Here is a 16,261-nt window from a genome sequence, read left to right as displayed (position 1 = left end):
ACCCCATAAGTGTTCACGTGTCCGCCTCCTTCTAAGCGGACAGATGTTCACTACCGAGGCACGGTCAGATCAACATGTGTTCCCTGGCTGCTTACGTTCGTCGCTGACAACCTTCACGAGGGCGACACCTGGCGATGCGTTCCCATCCGCGTGCACCGGGATCGGCATGCCGACATCGTCCTTTGGCTGGAGACCCATCATCGTGGGGAACCCTTTGTCGTCCTTGACGATCTGCACAGTGCCGGTCGACTCCTGTTGGTTCAGCAGCTCCCTGGCAGTCCGCTCTATGGTCGAGTTGTGGTTTGTACGCCTGGCACCGGCCTGACCATGGATCACGTGGACGACATCGTCAACGCGCTTCAGAGGCCGACGCCATGGATGCAGCCGCAATGACGCCATCGCTTGTCGGCCTTGAGATCTTCGGTATGAAGGGCAGGGCGCGGTGTTGCCAGTTTCCCAAGTGCCAGCAAGCTGCGTGACTCCGACTCATTTGCAGGCAGCTCCAGGGTTCGCCCTGAGTTTTGGCCGACGAGATCTCCTAACAGCACGCAGACCCGCATCGCACCATGAACAGCACAGCAGAGCAATTCATCGCGACCCAGCGCGCCTTGCTAGACAGGCTTCAACGGTTCGTCCCAACCGAGGCGTACCGCCGATTGCGATCTGCCGCTGGCGACGTAGACGCCGAGCTATCAGAGGCTTGGCTCCTCGAATGGCTCGTCAGCCCAGCGCTCGGTCTAGGAGCTCGGCCCATTGACGTCGCCAATAAGCCTGCCGGCATAGATCTGGTTGAAGAACACCTCAGGCGGATTGCTCAGAACACCGGCGGATAGTTCGGAGCGCAATGCAGCTGGCTCGATCGCGCCGTCCGTAAGGCTGCGGTGCTGATTTCTGACGCGAAGGCTTGTAGGGATGCGGGGAGAATTGCTGTCGCGCTTACGGACGCCGTAGGCCTGGGGAGCTGATTGCTGTCGCGGTAGCTGCCATCCCGGGAGGGAATGCTGTCGCAAAGCGCCATTTCCAGGGAGGGGAATCCTGTCTCCTTACTAGGCAACGGCTGTGAAAGACTCCGCGTTCGCGGCTTCTCCGTAGTGCGATTTAACATAATGCACATTGTTGATTAAATGGATGCCGAGAGCTGGACAGCTATCCTCAACCGAAGCACCAAATCCGGAGCCAGCCAATGATCCTGCATTGCGACGTTGCCATCATCGGCGCCGGCACCGCCGGCATGGCGGCGTACCGGGCGGCGCGTGTGCATACCGACAAGGTGTTGCTCATCGAGGCCGCCCATTTCGGCACGACCTGCGCGCGCGTTGGCTGCATGCCCAGCAAGTTGCTGATCGCCGCCGCGGATGCCGCCCATACCGTGCGCGAGGCGCCACGCTTCGGCATCCAGGCTGGCGCTCCGCGCATTGATGGCCGAGCCGTGATGCAGCGCGTGCGCAGCGAACGGGATCGCTTCGTCGGCTTTGTGCTCGACACCGTTCAGGGTTGGCCCGAGGCCACGCGGCTGTTGGGTCGCGCGCGATTCACGGCGCCCAATGCGTTGAATGTCCAGGGCAAGCACATCAAGGCCAAGGCCGTGGTCATCGCCACCGGCTCGCGGCCGCGCATCCCCGCCGGTTGGCGCGAGCGGCTCGGTGATCGTTTGATCGTCAACGATGACGTGTTCGATTGGCAGGATCTGCCGCGCTCCGTGGCCGTTGTCGGTGCCGGCGTCATCGGTCTGGAGTTGGCGCTGGCCTTGCATCGGCTAGGGGTTCGCGTGCGGCTGTTCACACGCGCGGCGAACGTGGGGCCGCTGACCGATCCGGAACTGCAGAACCTGGCGCGCGAGATCTTCGCGGCGGCGTTGCCTTTGACATTGCGGGCCGACGACCTGGATCCCCAGTTGAAGGACAACCAGGTGCTGGTCGGCGGCGAGCATTTTGACCTGCTGCTGTGCGCCGCCGGCCGGGACCCGAACCTGGACGATCTCGGCTTGGAAACCTTGCCCGGGCTTCCGCGGGACGCCGACGGCCGGCCGCTGTTGGACCGTCACATCGGCCAATGGGGGCCAGCGCCCATATTCATCGCGGGCGATGCCACCGGCGACCGGCCGCTGCTGCACGAGGCCTCGGATGCCGGCCGCATCGCCGGCGACAACGCTGCGCGCTGGCCTGATGTTCACCACCGGCCGCGTCGCGTGCCGTTGGCCATCGTGTTCAGCGACCCGCAGATCGCGCTGGCCGGTGCCAGCCATCGCGAGTTGACGGCCACGGGCTCACCGTTCGACGTGGGCCGCGTGAGCTTTGCCGACCAGGGGCGCAGCCGCGTGATGCTGGTCAACCAGGGCGCGCTCCATGTCTACGCCGAGCGCGGCACGGGGCGCTTGCTGGGCGCCGAGATGATCGGTCCGGCCGTGGAGCACCTGGGCCACCTTTTGGCCTGGAGCGTGCAGCGCGGCGACACCATCCAGCAGATGCTGGACTGCCCGTTCTACCACCCGGTCATCGAGGAGGGCCTGCGCACGGCGCTGCGGCAGTTGCACAGCGACCTGCACCTGCCCTCCCCGCCGCTCGAGGACTGCATGGACTGCGACACCGAGGCCGAGGCCGGGCCGTGAGCGGGCTAGGATGAGCCCATGAAGAAATTTGCCACCTGGAACGTCAACTCCCTGTCCATTCGCTTGCCGCAGGTGCTGGATTGGCTGGCCGCTCATCCGGTCGATGCGCTGGTGCTGCAGGAGACCAAGCTCACCGACGACAAGTTCCCGACGATGGAGATCGGCGAGGCGGGCTACCAGGTGCAGTGGTTCGGCCAGAAGACGTACAACGGCGTCGCGCTGATCAGCCGCGAACGTGCCGAGGACGTGGTCAAGAACATCACCGGGTTTGCCGACGAGCAGGCCCGCGTCATCGCCGGCACGGTGGGCGGCGTGCGCGTCATCGGCTGCTATTTCCCGAACGGCCAGGCGCCTGACAGCGACAAGTTCACCTACAAGATGAACTGGTTGACCGGCCTGCGTGCCTGGCTGATCGAGGAACTGAAGCAGCACGAGCAACTGGTGCTGATGGGCGACTTCAACATCGCACCGGAAGACCGTGATGTCTACGACCCGGTGGCCTGGGCCGGTCAGATCCATTGCACGCCGCAGGAGCGCGAGCACTTCCAGCAGTTGCTGGCGCTGGGGCTGACCGATGCGTTCCGGCTGTTCGAGCAGCCGCCCAAGAGCTGGAGCTGGTGGGACTACCGCAATCTGGCCTTCCGCAAGAACCAGGGCCTGCGCATCGACCACATTCTTGTCAGCGAGGCCTTGAAGTCGCGCGTGACCGCCTGCGAGATCGACAAGCTTCCGCGCAAGAACGAGCGGCCCAGCGATCACGCGCCGGTCATCGTCACGCTGGACAACTGAGCACTGCGTCACGCCGTGCGGGCTCGCCGCGGCGGTGTTGACGTGGCGCTTGCGCCAGATCAAAGAGGTGCCGACGGGGTGTCCGCATGCTGGCGGGCAAAGGACATCCCATGCGATTGCAAGCCGTCACCCAACGCGAAATCCCCTTCCCTACCGGCCGGGCGCTGGTCTCCACGACCGATCTCAAGGGCCGCATCCTTCACGCCAACGCAGCGTTCGTCGAGGTCAGCGGCTATGCGCTGGACGAACTGCTGGGGCAGCCGCACAACGTCCTGCGCCACCCTGACATGCCGGAGGAGGCCTTCCGCGACCTGTGGGCCACCATAGGCGCCGGCCGACCGTGGTCGGGCCTGGTCAAGAACCGCTGCAAGAACGGCGACCACTATTGGGTGCACGCCAATGTGACGCCGCTGCTGGACGGCGGGCGCCCCGTGGCCTATCTGTCCGTCCGCACCCAGCCTGCGCGGGTTCAGGTCGAACGGGCCGAGCGCCTGTATGAGCGCATGCGCGCCGAGAAGGCCGCGGGTCGCCTGCTTCATCGATTGGCAGGCGGCGAGTTGCTGCGCCCTGGCCTCGCCGGCTGCCTGCAGCGCGTGTACCGGCGTCTGCCCTGGCTGGGCGGCATGGCCGCGCCGCTGCTGGCTACCGGATTTGGCATCGCGGCCTTCGCCTCGTACGGCCTCTGGGCCGCCGCACCCGCGGCGGTGATCGGCGCCGCAGCGCTGGCACTGTGGCAGCAGGCCCGGCTGCGCGGCGTGCTGCAGGCCAGCGAAGGCTTCGCGAACGCCCTGGCTGCGGGCGATCTGTCCGCCACGCTGCGTTCCAGCGGCAGCGCGTTGACGCGGGGGTTGGAGTCGGCGCTGGCCCAGGTATCGGTGAACCTTGGCGCGATGGTGGTCGACACGCGGCACGAGATCGAACGCATCCGACGTGTCAGCGACGAGATCGCGCAAGGCAACCTCGACCTCGCGCGCCGCACGGAGAGCCAGGCCGCCAGCCTGCAGCAGACGGCGGCCAGCGTCGAGCAGATCGCCGCGACGGTTCGCGACACCAGCGAGCACGCGGGCAATGCCAGCGGCGTCGCCAGCCAGTTGCACGAGGTGTCGCGCAGCAGCGCCACCGTCGTGCATTCGGTGACCGACACGATGGGCGGCATCGCCGCGTCGTCGGATCGCATCGGCGAGATCGTGCAGCTCATCGACGGCCTCGCGTTCCAGACCAATCTGCTGGCACTGAATGCGGCCGTGGAGGCTGCGCGTGCCGGCGAGCACGGCAAGGGCTTTGCCGTCGTGGCAGGCGAGGTGCGCGCACTGGCGCAGCGCAGTTCGACCGCGGCTCGCGAGATCAAGTCATTGATCGACGACTCCACACGACGCGTGCGCGACGGCGAAGCGCAGACGCGTACCGCTCGGGCCAGTATCGACGCGACGCTGGCCCAGGTGAACGCGTTCACCGGGCTGATCACCCACATCGACCACGGCGCACGCGCGCAGCTGCAGGGCGTGGCCGAAGTGAACGGTGCGATGCGCGAGTTGGATGGCATCACGCAGCAGAACGCCGGCCTGGTGGAGCAGTTGGCCCGTGCCGCCGCGCAGATGAAGGACGACACGCAGCAGGTGGTCGCCGCGCTGCGCGTGTTCCGGCTGGCGGCCAACGAAACGCGATCGCTGCCCGACGCCGTCGCGCTGCGGCGAGCAGCCCGGCAGGCCTAGCCGGGCGCCCTTCGCTGCCCTACTTCTTCGCTTTGGCTATGCACCAGGCCACCAAGGCGTTGGCATGGCCGTGGCCCAGACCGTGCTCGGTCTTGAGGTGGGCGACCAGTTCCATGTGCTTCAGCGCACCTGCATCGGCGATGACCTGCTCCCAATGAGCGATGGGCTGACCGTAGGTCTTCTCGATGGACGGGAAGTAGGACGCGGGACCTTTGACTTTCTCTTGGGTTGCCATGGTGCTCCATGCAGTGGCTGACCAACCGACGACGATCGAGCCGCGTCGATTTCGACAAATCCGGCTAGATCTCGTCCAGACTTGACTGGAACTGCTCGAAGAATCGGCCCACATGTGCGCCGTCGCACAGCGCGTGGTGCACGTCCACGGCCACCGGCATCAGCAGCCGGCCGCCCTGCTCCGTGAAGCGGCCGAACGCGATCTTGGGCCGGTCGTCGCCCTGCCCTCGTGCATGCGTGAAGGCGGTGAAGGCAAACCAGGGTAGCGCCGTCATGTGCACCAGCGTCTCCTCGCGCACATCACCGGGAGCATCGGCGGCGAACAGGTCGCCGCTGGCACTGCGGATGCGGGGTAGATGCGACTTGGCGCGCTCGGCAAACGCGGCCAACGACGGGTCTCGCGGCAGGGTCAGGAAACCAAAGCTGCCGTCGTCGCGCAGCACGGTGGTGCTGGCATGGATGAGCTCGAATTCGCGGACACCGGTGCCGTCGGCCTTCAGCGTCTGGCGCATGCCGTCGACCGTGTTGGCCGCTTCCAGCGCCGCATGGTGGTAGGCCAGCCAGGGCGTGGCCCCGTGGGCGGCGGCTCGCTCGCGCAGACCCGTGACGTCCACCGGGACGGTGACGCTGAACGCAGGCTGCGCCATGCGGCGGAAATGTTCCAGCGCCGCGCGGCGCGGCCAACTGGCTAGGGGAATGTCGCGGTCAGGCATGGGCAGCCGGGCGGTTCGGATATCGGGCCCCGAATGCTCGCATGCCCGATGGGTACCGGCTGAAATGACGCGCGGTCAGCTGGCTTTGGCGACCTGCTGGCGCATGCCGAAGTCGTACAGCGCCCGTTGCAACTCATCGGCGCGCTCTTCACCCAGGTCGGCCAGCAGCCGGCTCGGGGGCGTGTTGCGGATCTGACCGATCTGGCAATAGCCCAGCGTCTTGGCGCGGGCCAGCGTACGTTCGGTCAGTGGAAGGCAGTCGAGGGGCGCCTGGTCGGCGAGGCTCAACAGCCGTGCATAGGTTTCGGCGGAGATGGACATCGAGACTCCGCGTCTGCAGAAGTGAAAACGGGCGGACAGCTTGCAGAGTGAGGCCAGGACGTTGGCGTCGAGGACCGCACTTGGGCGGCGGTCGGCGCCATGGTCCTGGCCTTTCTGCTTTGTCCGGCACTCCCTGAGGGCTTGAGCTCAGCCGCCCAGCTTGGGCAGGCCGAGGGCTTCGTAGATGAAGTCGATCAGTTTCATGGGGGCTCCGGGTCAGAAGAATTTCGCTGACCCGAACTGTCCCTGTTTTCATCCCCCTAGAAACCTAGCAAGTCTTCCAGGGTGGTTTCGGCGGGCGACGCCCTCAAAGCAGCCCGGCGGCCACACACTTCAGCACGGCCTGGTGCTTGGAACTCACGCCCAGCTTGCGCATTGCGTTGCCGATATGGAAGTTCACCGTCTTCTCGCTCATGCCAAGAATGACGCTCACTTCCCATGCCGTCTTGCCCTGCGAGGTCCAACTCAGCACGTCCAGTTCGCGCTTGGTGAGCTTAGGCAGGTCGGCCTTGTCGATCTTGGGACTCAGCAGTCGGTCGGCCGCCGTAAGTGCATGAGCGGCCAGCAATTGCAGTCCGCCGATCATCTGCATCAACTGGTTGCCTGATGTAGGTAGCGCCTCTTCACGGTCGACGCCCAGCAGGAAATGCTTATTGCCCGGCAGGTGCAGCTTCACTGCAATGCCGGTCCTGTAGCCGTAAGGCGCCTGCGCTTCCCAGATGTCGCCAGCACCAACCGCTGCATAAGTCTTCTGGTCGTAGACGACAGGGACGGGTTGCGTCATCAACTTGGCCATGACCGGATCGCGACGAGCCTCGCCGAGATCCTTGGCCACCTCGACGTATCCGGCCGGCGTATTGCCCAGCGACGTGATCTGCACATCCGCGTCCTGCAGCAACCCACGCATCAGCACACCGGAAATGATGGGGAACCCCATGGCATCCGCCGTCGCGACAAGGCGGCGCTCGAAGCTCGCGAAATCCTCGCTGAGCCCCACGTCAATCAGTTGCTGATAGTCCATCTGTGGCTTGGCCATACCTGTCAAGTCTGCCAGCTTGTCCGGCCCCTGCCGGGCTCGGAGACTGCGCTCCCGTTCGAATCACACGACCACGAGGTTTGTCATGTCCACCTTGATCCGGCTGCCCGAAGGCAGCGTCTGCTGGCCCGTGGCGGCGCTGGACAGTGCCGCTCACGATGTGCACCACGCCCAGACCAGCGTGAACCGCACGCACACCGCCGAGCGCAGCGCCAGCGGCATGACGCGCTGGGAGCGCAACTATGCCGACACCAGCGCCTGGGTGGAATGGGACTGGGTGGAGATCGGCGAAGGCACGGTCGTGCAGGTCGATCCGCTCAACGTGCGCTCCAACGTGCTGCTGCTGGACGACCAGGGGCGCCCGCTGCTGTCGTCGCGCCGCAAGGCGACGCTGGCCACGTTGGTCTACCTGCTGCCGTGGCAAGGGCCGGTGCTGGACAAGCTGCGCCTGGTCACCCCCACGCGCCGTATCGCGGCGCACGCGGAGCGCCTGGCGGCCTGAACCCAGGCGACAGCAGGGGGCAGCGCCATTGCGCAGAATCGGCGGCTTCAAGTCCGCACGCCGATGACATGACCGACACCTCCTCCGAACAGACCCTCGCGCAATGGCAGGCCGATGAGGCCGCCGTGCGCGCCCGCCTGCAACCCGGCACGGGCCTCGCCTCACCCGCCATGCTGGCCGGCAAGAACGGCCTGCAGCAGATGCAGGCCATGCTGCAAGGCCTGGCGCCACCGCCGCCTATCAGCGAGACGCTGGACTTCGTGTTGATCTCGGTGGCCGATGGCGAGGCCATCTTCCAGGGCCGGCCGCAGTTCAAGCACTACAACCCTCTGGGCAGCGTGCATGGAGGCTGGTTCGCGACGCTGCTGGACTCGGCGCTGGGCTGCTCGGTGCACACCACGCTGCCCATCGGTCGTGCGTACACGACGCTGGAATTCAAGGTCAACCTCGTGCGCGCGCTGACCGACAAGGTGCCGCTGGTGCGGGCCGTCGGGCGCGTGGTGCATCGCGGCCGGCAGGTGACGACGTCGGAGGCGCAACTGGTGGGTCATGACGGCAAGCTGTACGCCCACGCGAGCACCACCTGCCTGCTGTTCGACCTGCCGGGCTAGACCCGTATCAGGTGGACCTGGCGCAGATTGGGCTGGGTCGGATCGACCGCCACGCGCGAGCGGTGCTTGACCGTCACGCCGCAATGCGCATCGCCCGCGACGCCCTGTCCTGTCACCAGGCGCAGCTCGTCGCGGACGAATTTGGAGAAGCTGTGCGTCGCGCTGGCCCAGGCCGCGGCGACGACAGCGGCGCTCATGCGCGCAGCGCAGCGGCCTCGGCGGCCAGCTTGGTGATGCGTGCCCAGTCCTTGACGTCAACGGCATCCTGCGGCGTGAGCCAGGAGCCGCCACAGACCTTGACGTTGGGCAGCTTCAGGAAATCGGGAGCGGTCTGCAGCGAGATGCCACCGGTGGGGCAGAAAGCCACATCCGGGAACGGGCCGGCCAACGCCTTCAGCAGGTTGACGCCGCCCACGGCCGTGGCCGGGAACAACTTCAAAAAGCTGAAGCCGGCCGAATTGGCCTGCATCACTTCGGACGCCGTGGACACGCCCGGCAGCAGCGGCAGGCCTTCGGCCTTGCAGGCGGAGGCCAGCGCATCGGTGTAGCCGGGGCTGACGCCGAACTGGCAGCCGGCGTTCTTGGCGTTGGTCACGTCCTGCGGCGTGCGCAGCGTGCCGGCGCCGACGATGGCGCCCGGCACCTTGGCCATGGCTTCCATGGCTTGCAGTGCGACCGGCGTGCGCAGCGTCACCTCCAGCACCTTGACGCCGCCGGCGACCAGTGCTTCGGCCAGCGGCACGGCGTCTTCCAGGCGCTGGATGACGATGACGGGAATGACGGGGCCGTGGCTGGCCAGGCTCAGGGTTTCAAGCATTCTTCAATTCTCACAGGCGGGTCACAGCCAAGTCACAGCGCCCTCTTCGGCACTGAGCGCGTTGCGTCGCATACCCGCGAAGAGTTCGCGGCCCAATCCGTGCGCGTTGACATCGGCCTCGGCCGGGTCCAGCTTGGCGTTCTCGCGGCGTGTCCATTCGGCGTCGTCGACCAGCGCGGTCAGCACGCCGTTGACGGCGCACACGCGCACCACGTCGCCGTCGCGCAGCTTGGCCAGCGGGCCGCCGGCCAGCGCCTCGGGGCTGACGTGGATGGCCGCAGGCACCTTGCCCGACGCGCCGCTCATGCGGCCGTCGGTGACCAGCGCGACGCGGAAGCCCTTGCCCTGCAGCACGGCCAGCGGCGGCGTCAGTTTGTGCAGCTCGGGCATGCCGTTCGCGTGCGGGCCCTGGAAGCGCACGACGACGACGACGTCCTTTTCCAGCTCGCCGTTCTTGAAGGCGGCCAGCATGGCCTCCTGCGTCGTGAAGATGCGGCAAGGCGCCTCGATGGTGTGGCGGTCTTCCGGCACGGCGGACGACTTGATGACCGCGCGGCCCAGGTTGCCGGCCAGCAGCTTCAGGCCGCCGGTGGCGCTGAACGGCGCGCCAGCCGTGCGCACGACGCCGTCATCGCCGCTTGCCGCTGGCAGCACCTCGCGCACGACCTCGCCGCCCTGCCCCACGGCGCGTGGCACAAAGGTGTAAGGCCGCAGGCCCTCGCCGCCCACGCTGATGACGTCCTCGTGCATCAGGCCCGCATCCAGCAGTTCGCGGATGACGAAGCCGGGGCCGCCGGCGGCCTGGAACTGATTCACGTCGGCGCTGCCGTTCGGGTACACGCGCGCCAGCAGCGGCACGACGCCCGACAGATCGGAGAAGTCCGTCCAGTTGATCAGGATGCCCGCCGAACGCGCGACGGCAACCCAGTGGATCAGATGGTTGGTGGACCCGCCGGTGGCCAGCAGCGCGACCATCGCGTTGACGATACAGCGCTCGTCGACGACATGTCCGATGGGCTTGGCGGCCTGGCCCGCGATGCGGCCGGAGATGTTCAGCGCCGTGGTGACGGCCTCGCGCGTCAGCGCGGTGCGCAGGTCGTCATGCGGGTGCACGAAGGCGCTGCCCGGCGTGTGCAGGCCCATGGCCTCCAGCAGCATCTGGTTGCTGTTGGCCGTGCCATAGAAGGTGCAGGTGCCGGCGCCGTGGTACGCGGCCGACTCGCTCTTCAGCAGCTCGTCGCGGCCCACCTTGCCTTGCGCGTACAGCTCACGCACCTTGGCCTTCTCGCTGTTGGAGATACCCGAGCTCATCGGGCCGGCCGGCACGAACACGCAGGGCAGATGGCCGAAGTGCAGCGCGCCGATCAGCAGGCCCGGCACGATCTTGTCGCAGATGCCCAGCAGCAGCGCGGCATCGAACACATCGTGGGTCAGCGCCACGGCCGTGGCCATTGCGATGGTGTCGCGCGAGAACAGGCTCATCTCCATGCCCGGCAGGCCTTGGGTGACGCCATCGCACATGGCCGGCACGCCGCCGGCCACCTGCACGGTGGCACCCAGGCGATGGGCTTCGGCGCGGATCTGCGCCGGGTAGTCCTCATAGGGCTGATGAGCCGACAGCATGTCGTTGTAGGCCGTGACCACCCCAAGGTGCGGCGCCTTCGCGGCCACTATGCGCAGCTTGTCATTGGCCGGCAGCGCCGCCACGGCGTGCGCCACGTTGGCGCAGCCCATGCGTTCGAAACCGCGCTGGCGGTTGTTCAGCTGGGCCATGCGGGCCAGGTAGTCGCCGCGGGGCTTGGCGCTGCGCTCGCGGATACGCTGGGTGACTTCGTTCAGTAGTGAGTGCATTCGGTGTCTCCGGGGTGCTGGCGTGTAACCGCACCATCAGAATTTAGGTAACCATATTACTTGCCCACGAGGGCTTGCGGGTTACGACCTGGGTACCAGGCATGGCAGGATGGCAGCAATGGCGTCACAGGCAATCCACATTCCACATGGCCCGGCACGCAGCGCACACCTGCTGCAGCGCACGATGGCCGAATGGCGTGACGGCGGCGATGACCTGCTGCTGTTCGCCTACGGTTCGCTGATTTGGCGGCCCGACTTCCAGTATGCCGAGGCGCTGCCGGCGCGGGTGCTGGGCTTTCATCGCGTGCTGCGCATGCGCTCGCGCGTGAACCGTGGCTCGCCGCAAGAGCCGGGGCTGGTGCTGGCGCTGATCTCGGGCGGCAGTTGCCGCGGTCTGGTCTACCGCATCCCGCGCGAGACCGGCGAACAGGTGTTGCTGCCGCTGTGGGAGCGCGAGATGCCCAACGGCGTCTACGAACCACGCTGGCTGAACTGCGACACGCCGTCGGGCCGGCTGCGCGCGCTCGCGTTCACGCTGTCGCGCCAGAGCCCAAACTGGACCGGCTCGCTGCACGAGCCCGAGCTGCTACACATCTTCCGGCATGCACGCGGCCGCTACGGCACGACGCTGGACTACCTGCTGCGCACCGTCCAGGGTTTGCGTGAGCATGGAATCCGCGACAAGGAGTTGGAGCGCCAGGCTCACCTGGCCGCGCAACACGGCCTGTGCGGGCCGTTCTGATACGCAACGGGATCAGCCGCGCAGCCGCGCGAGGTCTTCGGCGGTGTCGACGTCGATGTGCACGCCGGGGTCGTCGACCGTGATGGGCTGGGCCGCGTAGCGCGCCACGATGCGCCTCGCGCCCTCGTCACCCTGCAAGGCCATCAGCTCGGAGTACAGCTCGGTGCCAAAGCCCACCGGATGGCCCTGGATGCCCCGGTATTGGGCATAGCAGACCGGGTAGCGCTCCAGCCCCTCGGCCACGGCCACGATGGTGGACGACTGCACCAGCGGCATGTCGGCGGGCAGGATCAGCCAGCCATCGGCATCGCCCGTGGCGCTGACGCCGGCGACGATGGAATGCCCCATGCCGATGGGGTGCGGCCGGCCTTGCTCATCGTGCTCGGGCAATGTGACGACGTCGCGGGCGGCCACGAACTTGTGCACGGCGGGTGTCAGGGCCGGCGTCGTCACGACGACGACAGGCAGCTGGGTGGCGATCGCCTGGCGCAAGGTGCGCGCCAGCAAGGTGTCTGCGCTGGGCGATGTGCTCAGCTTCTGTTCCAGCTTGTGTCCCGGACCTCTGAACCGCGTGCCGCGTCCTGCGGCCAGTACGACGACGGCGGGGCGTCGTTTCATCATCTAGAGGGTCTGTTGAACCATTTGCTGCAGTGCCACAAGCATGCCGGTTGACCTGGGGCTTGAAACTGGGGCGTTCACTTAAGGGAAGGTCTTTAAGGGAACGTCTGCATACTTCGGGTCATGAGCAAGCTGAGTGAGTTCCGCAAGAGTTACGAGTTGGGCGAGTTGGACGAAGCCCAGGCCGCCGACGGACCGTTGGCACTATTCACAGGCTGGATGGACGAGGCCATTGCGCACGACGTGTCCGAGCCGACGGCGATGACGCTGGCCACGGTGGGGGAGAGCGGCCGCCCGTCCACGCGCGTGGTGCTGCTGAAGGGCTGCGACGAGCGCGGCTTCGTCTGGTTCACGAACTACGAAAGCCGCAAAGGAAAAGAGTTAGCCCACCTGCCCTTCGCGGCGCTGCAGTTCCATTGGGTCGAGATGGAGCGCGTGGTGCGCATCGAGGGCCGCGTCGAGATGACCTCCGCGCAAGAATCGGACGACTATTTCAAGAGCCGCCCGCTGGATTCGCGCCTGGGCGCCTGGGCCTCGCCGCAGAGCCAGCCCATCAGCTCGCGTGCGGTGCTGGTGGCGAATGCGGCCAAGGCGGCCGTGCAGCACGGCCTCAATCCGGATCGCCCGCCGCACTGGGGCGGCTACCGGCTGGTGCCGGACCGCTTCGAGTTCTGGCAGGGCCGGCGGTCGCGTCTGCATGACCGCCTCGTGTTCCGCCTGGAGGCGAACGCCTGGGCCAGGGAGCGCCTCGCACCCTGATCAGTTGACGGCCAGGCCGTCTTCCACGCGGTAGTACAGGCCGTAGGGGTCGTCGTGCAGCACAGCCAGCTGGCCTTCCACGATGACCGGCTCCAGCGTGTAGCGCACCGGCTTCTTGGTGCGCACCTCCACCATGCCCTCGGGGCCGGCGGGCACGCAGAACGAGCAGGATGTGGGCACCGACGACAGCAGGAAGTGCTGCTGCTTGTCGCCCGCCTCCAGCGGCGTCATGAAGCCCTGCACGCGCACCGTCTTGCGGTCCAGCGCCTGCACGGCGGCCGGGAAGCTCGGCACCAGCTTCTTCTTCTCGGCCTTGGCGGTCACCTGGGACAGCAGCTTCCAGGAGAGGATGTCGGCACGCTCCTCCAGCGGTTTGAAGGGGCTGCGCGGGTCGTGGTAACCCCCGCCCTGGCCCATGGGCGGCGGTGTTTGCGCGACGGCGGCCGCAGCGGCCAGGCAGAGGGCGAGCAAGGGCTTGAACTTCATGGCGGCGATTGTCGGGGCTCAGCGAGGCGCCTGCAGCAATGTGGTCACGTCCAATCGGTAGGCACGCCACGCTGGCCACGCGGCGGCCAGCAGCGCGAGGCCGCCGGCCAGCAGCGGCACCAGCCATTCGGCGTCGCTCCAGCCCAGAGTGCCCAGCCGCAGCGACTGGCGCTCGGCCAGCAGCCGCTCCAGCACCGCTACGAGGCCGTGGCCCGCGGTGAGGCCCAGCGCGGCGGCCAGCGCGGCGAGCAGCAGCGCTTCCAGTGCGATCAAGGCCGCCACGCGGCGTGCAGGCGCGCCCAGCATGCGCAGCATGGCCAGATCGGCCTGGCGCGCGCGCACCGCGTGCAGCAGCGCGACCCAGACGGACAACCCGGCCGCGATCAGCAGCACGACGCCAAAGCCGCGCAACACCTCGGTGCCCGCGCCCACCAGCCGCATCAAGCGCGCGGTCTCCAGCGCCGGCGCGGCGGACTGCAGCCCGTCCTGTGCATTGACCCAGCGCGGCAGCATCGCGGCGGCCAGCGGGCTGCGGTAGCGCACGAGGATCAGCGTGGTCTCGCGATGCTCGTCGTGGTCGTCATGCGCTTCTTCATCGGCATGGTGCTCGTCGTGCACCTCCCACACCGAGGCCAGGTCGGTCAGCATCAGGCGGTCCAGCACGCTGCCGGAGTCGGCCAGCACGCCCACCACTTCGAACTGATGTTCGCCATGCTCGCCGCCGCCAGCACCCAGGCCGTGGCTGCCGGCAAACCGGTCGCCGATGCGCAGGCCGGTCGAGCGCGCAACCTCGGCGCCCAGCACGGCCTGCATGGGCTTGGTCCACATCGCACCCTGCGCGACGCGGGCGCCGTACAGGTCGACGTAAGCCGGCGTCGTGCCGACGATGCGGTGGCCGCGGAACGCGTCGCCCAGCGACAGCGGCACCGCCTGCGCCACCAGCGGCTGCTTCTCCAACAACTCAAGCGTCGCCATCGGGATATTGCCCGTGGGCGCATCCAGGTGGAACACGCCGGCCAGCATGATCTGCATGGGGCTGCCCTTGGCGCCCACCACCAGGTCGATGCCCGCCAGGTCGCGCTTCAAGCCGGCTTCGACCTGCGCGCCGGCGCGCAGCACGAAGGTCACTGCGGCCAGGCCCAGCGTGAGCAACAGCAGGTTGAGCGCGGTCGTCAGCGGGCTGGACCAGAGATAGCGCCAGGCGAGGCGGATCATCGCGTCACCCCGCTGGACCAGAAGGTGGTGCGGTCCGAGCCCTCCAGCACATGCCCGTCCACCGAGCGGCCGGGCAGCACCAGCTCCGTCACGTCATCCCGCTCGCCCAGCGCGTCGATGACGCGGCTGTCGTGGCTGGCGACGATCAAGGTGCACCCTTCGCGCTCGGCCGTGCTCAGCAGCAGCGCCAGCATGTGCAGCGCGTGTTCGTCGTCCAGGCTGGCGCTGGGTTCATCGGCCAGCAGCAGCCGCGGACGGCGCATCAGCGCGCGGGCCAGCGCGACGCGCTGGGCCTGGCCCACGCTGAGCTGGTGGGGCCGGCGGGCCCCCAAGTCAGCAATGTCCAGCGCGGCCAGCAGCTCCGCGGCGCGCGCCGTGTCGGCGCCCTGCCCCGCAGCCAGTGCCGGCAGCGCAAGGTTCTCGGCCACCGTCAGCGCGTCGCTGAGGTGCAGCCGCTGCGGCACGACGCCCAGCGTTGCGCCGCGCCAGGCGTCCAGTGCACGCGGGCTCATGTCCTGCAGCTCGGTGCCGGCCACGCTGAGCAGGCCCTGCTGCACGCGCAGCAAGCCCGCCAGCAACGCCAGCAGCGTTGACTTGCCCGAGCCCGACGCGCCGCGCAGCAGCAAATGCCGCCCGGCCGGCAGCACGAAATCGGCATACGCGATCTCGGTGCCGCCGGCATAGCGGTGGCGCAGACCGCCCCAGGCCAGCATCACTTGACGAGGCGCTTGAAGCTGGCCAGAAACTTGTCCACCTTGCCCGCGACGACGAAGGCGCAGTAGCCCTGTTCCGGGTTGCGGGCGTAGTAGTGCTGGTGGTAGGCCTCGGCCGGGTGGTAATTGGCCTCGGGCAGCAGTTCGGTGACGGCACGTCCGGCGTGGTGGTCGTTGACCTCCTTCAGCACCTCGGCCGCCAGCTGGCGCTGCGCGTCGGTATGCCAATAGATGCCCGAGCGGTACTGGGTGCCGACGTCCGCGCCCTGGCGGTTCAGCGTGGTCGGGTCGTGGATGGAGAAGAACACCTCCAGCAGCTCGCGCAGCGACACCTCGGCCGGGTCGAACTGCACGCGCACGACCTCGGCATAGCCGGTGTTGCCGCCGCAGACGGCCTCGTAGCTGGGCGCCGGGCCCTGGCCGTTGCTGTAGCCGTTCTCGACATGCTGCACGCCGCGCACGCGCTCGTAGACGGCCTCCAGGCACCAGAAACAGCCGCCGGCCAGGGTGATGGTTTCAGTGGTCATGACAGCC

The 16,261-nt window shown here is 67.6% G+C and carries 21 protein-coding genes; 8 read left to right on the top strand and 13 right to left on the bottom strand.

The window, feature by feature from the left end; translation table 11 throughout:
- Positions 1 to 69: 69 nt before the first annotated feature.
- Complete coding sequence (locus J2X21_RS08420; RefSeq protein WP_310327204.1) at positions 70 to 399, bottom strand: hypothetical protein; 330 nt, start codon at positions 397 to 399, stop codon at positions 70 to 72.
- A 167-nt stretch (positions 400 to 566) separates the two neighbouring features.
- Between J2X21_RS08420 and J2X21_RS08415 the strand changes: the two genes are divergently transcribed.
- The 4 genes from J2X21_RS08415 to J2X21_RS08400 all read left to right on the top strand — a co-directional run bounded on the left by J2X21_RS08415 (position 567) and on the right by J2X21_RS08400 (position 5,109).
- Entirely contained in the window at positions 567 to 833 is a 267-nt protein-coding gene (locus tag J2X21_RS08415) for an antitoxin Xre/MbcA/ParS toxin-binding domain-containing protein (RefSeq protein WP_310327202.1), read from the top strand.
- A gap of 350 nt (positions 834 to 1,183) precedes the next feature.
- Positions 1,184 to 2,608: a dihydrolipoyl dehydrogenase gene (locus tag J2X21_RS08410; protein ID WP_310327199.1), complete on the top strand. Its 1,425-nt coding sequence runs from the start codon at positions 1,184 to 1,186 to the stop codon at positions 2,606 to 2,608.
- 18 nt (positions 2,609 to 2,626) lie between these two features.
- Positions 2,627 to 3,397: an exodeoxyribonuclease III gene (locus J2X21_RS08405; RefSeq protein ID WP_310327196.1), complete on the top strand. Its 771-nt coding sequence runs from the start codon at positions 2,627 to 2,629 to the stop codon at positions 3,395 to 3,397.
- Positions 3,398 to 3,507: 110 nt separating this feature from the next.
- Positions 3,508 to 5,109, top strand: a complete 1,602-nt coding sequence (locus J2X21_RS08400; RefSeq protein ID WP_310327194.1) for a methyl-accepting chemotaxis protein — start codon at positions 3,508 to 3,510, stop codon at positions 5,107 to 5,109.
- Positions 5,110 to 5,128: 19 nt separating this feature from the next.
- Here J2X21_RS08400 and J2X21_RS08395 read toward each other — a convergent pair whose 3' ends face one another.
- From J2X21_RS08395 to J2X21_RS08380, 4 genes are all read right to left on the bottom strand, one after another.
- Positions 5,129 to 5,344 carry a DUF4287 domain-containing protein gene (locus J2X21_RS08395; RefSeq protein ID WP_310327190.1) on the bottom strand — a complete coding sequence of 72 codons (216 nt, stop codon included), beginning with the start codon at positions 5,342 to 5,344 and terminating at the stop codon, positions 5,129 to 5,131.
- A 64-nt stretch (positions 5,345 to 5,408) separates the two neighbouring features.
- Positions 5,409 to 6,056 carry a CatA-like O-acetyltransferase gene (locus J2X21_RS08390; protein WP_310327188.1) on the bottom strand — a complete coding sequence of 216 codons (648 nt, stop codon included), beginning with the start codon at positions 6,054 to 6,056 and terminating at the stop codon, positions 5,409 to 5,411.
- A 75-nt stretch (positions 6,057 to 6,131) separates the two neighbouring features.
- Positions 6,132 to 6,377 (bottom strand): hypothetical protein, encoded by a 246-nt coding sequence (locus tag J2X21_RS08385; protein ID WP_310327185.1) that lies wholly within the window; start codon positions 6,375 to 6,377, stop codon positions 6,132 to 6,134.
- A gap of 307 nt (positions 6,378 to 6,684) precedes the next feature.
- Positions 6,685 to 7,413 carry a helix-turn-helix transcriptional regulator gene (locus J2X21_RS08380; protein WP_310327183.1) on the bottom strand — a complete coding sequence of 243 codons (729 nt, stop codon included), beginning with the start codon at positions 7,411 to 7,413 and terminating at the stop codon, positions 6,685 to 6,687.
- An 85-nt stretch (positions 7,414 to 7,498) separates the two neighbouring features.
- Here J2X21_RS08380 and J2X21_RS08375 point away from each other — a divergent pair, with 85 nt between their 5' ends.
- Together J2X21_RS08375 and J2X21_RS08370 are read left to right on the top strand one after the other, a co-directional pair.
- A complete protein-coding gene (locus J2X21_RS08375; protein ID WP_310327181.1) occupies positions 7,499 to 7,915 on the top strand; it encodes a DUF4902 domain-containing protein in 417 nt (138 codons plus the stop codon).
- Positions 7,916 to 7,983: 68 nt separating this feature from the next.
- Positions 7,984 to 8,526 (top strand): PaaI family thioesterase, encoded by a 543-nt coding sequence (locus J2X21_RS08370; RefSeq protein WP_310327179.1) that lies wholly within the window; start codon positions 7,984 to 7,986, stop codon positions 8,524 to 8,526.
- Here J2X21_RS08370 and J2X21_RS08365 read toward each other — a convergent pair.
- From J2X21_RS08365 to edd, 3 genes are read right to left on the bottom strand one after another with little or no spacing between them, the layout of a single operon-like run.
- Entirely contained in the window at positions 8,523 to 8,723 is a 201-nt protein-coding gene (locus J2X21_RS08365; RefSeq protein ID WP_404666604.1) for a hypothetical protein, read from the bottom strand. The genes J2X21_RS08370 and J2X21_RS08365 overlap by 4 nt on opposite strands.
- Entirely contained in the window at positions 8,720 to 9,343 is a 624-nt protein-coding gene (eda, locus tag J2X21_RS08360) for a bifunctional 4-hydroxy-2-oxoglutarate aldolase/2-dehydro-3-deoxy-phosphogluconate aldolase (protein ID WP_310327175.1), read from the bottom strand. Before eda ends, J2X21_RS08365 begins: the two co-directional genes overlap by 4 nt.
- Before the next feature lie 21 nt (positions 9,344 to 9,364).
- Positions 9,365 to 11,194, bottom strand: a complete 1,830-nt coding sequence (edd, locus tag J2X21_RS08355) for a phosphogluconate dehydratase (RefSeq protein ID WP_310327173.1) — start codon at positions 11,192 to 11,194, stop codon at positions 9,365 to 9,367.
- 118 nt (positions 11,195 to 11,312) lie between these two features.
- Between edd and J2X21_RS08350 the strand changes: the two genes are divergently transcribed.
- Positions 11,313 to 11,936 (top strand): gamma-glutamylcyclotransferase, encoded by a 624-nt coding sequence (locus J2X21_RS08350; RefSeq protein ID WP_310327171.1) that lies wholly within the window; start codon positions 11,313 to 11,315, stop codon positions 11,934 to 11,936.
- Positions 11,937 to 11,948: 12 nt separating this feature from the next.
- Here the strand turns inward: J2X21_RS08350 and J2X21_RS08345 are convergent, their stop codons facing one another.
- Positions 11,949 to 12,554: a nucleotidyltransferase family protein gene (locus J2X21_RS08345; RefSeq protein WP_310327168.1), complete on the bottom strand. Its 606-nt coding sequence runs from the start codon at positions 12,552 to 12,554 to the stop codon at positions 11,949 to 11,951.
- A gap of 123 nt (positions 12,555 to 12,677) precedes the next feature.
- On the opposite strand from J2X21_RS08345, the gene pdxH reads away from it, so the two are divergent.
- Positions 12,678 to 13,313, top strand: a complete 636-nt coding sequence (gene pdxH, locus J2X21_RS08340) for a pyridoxamine 5'-phosphate oxidase (protein WP_310327166.1) — start codon at positions 12,678 to 12,680, stop codon at positions 13,311 to 13,313.
- On the opposite strand, the gene J2X21_RS08335 is transcribed toward pdxH, so the two are convergent.
- From J2X21_RS08335 to msrA, 4 genes are read right to left on the bottom strand one after another with little or no spacing between them, the layout of a single operon-like run.
- Positions 13,314 to 13,799: a DUF3299 domain-containing protein gene (locus J2X21_RS08335; protein ID WP_310327163.1), complete on the bottom strand. Its 486-nt coding sequence runs from the start codon at positions 13,797 to 13,799 to the stop codon at positions 13,314 to 13,316. It lies immediately after the preceding gene.
- Positions 13,800 to 13,817: 18 nt separating this feature from the next.
- On the bottom strand, positions 13,818 to 15,014 hold the full coding sequence (locus tag J2X21_RS08330; RefSeq protein ID WP_310327161.1) for an ABC transporter permease: 1,197 nt from the start codon (positions 15,012 to 15,014) through the stop codon (positions 13,818 to 13,820).
- Positions 15,011 to 15,727 carry an ATP-binding cassette domain-containing protein gene (locus J2X21_RS08325; RefSeq protein WP_310327159.1) on the bottom strand — a complete coding sequence of 239 codons (717 nt, stop codon included), beginning with the start codon at positions 15,725 to 15,727 and terminating at the stop codon, positions 15,011 to 15,013. Before J2X21_RS08325 ends, J2X21_RS08330 begins: the two co-directional genes overlap by 4 nt.
- Entirely contained in the window at positions 15,727 to 16,254 is a 528-nt protein-coding gene (gene msrA, locus J2X21_RS08320) for a peptide-methionine (S)-S-oxide reductase MsrA (protein WP_310327156.1), read from the bottom strand. The genes J2X21_RS08325 and msrA overlap by 1 nt, the downstream gene beginning before the upstream one ends.
- Positions 16,255 to 16,261: the final 7 nt, after the last annotated feature.

The organism is Roseateles asaccharophilus, from assembly GCF_031458115.1.
Lineage (GTDB): Bacteria > Pseudomonadota > Gammaproteobacteria > Burkholderiales > Burkholderiaceae_C > Pelomonas > Pelomonas asaccharophilus_A.
The sequence above is the reverse complement of the archived record's forward strand: the minus strand, read 5'-3'. Positions and strand labels throughout refer to the sequence as shown.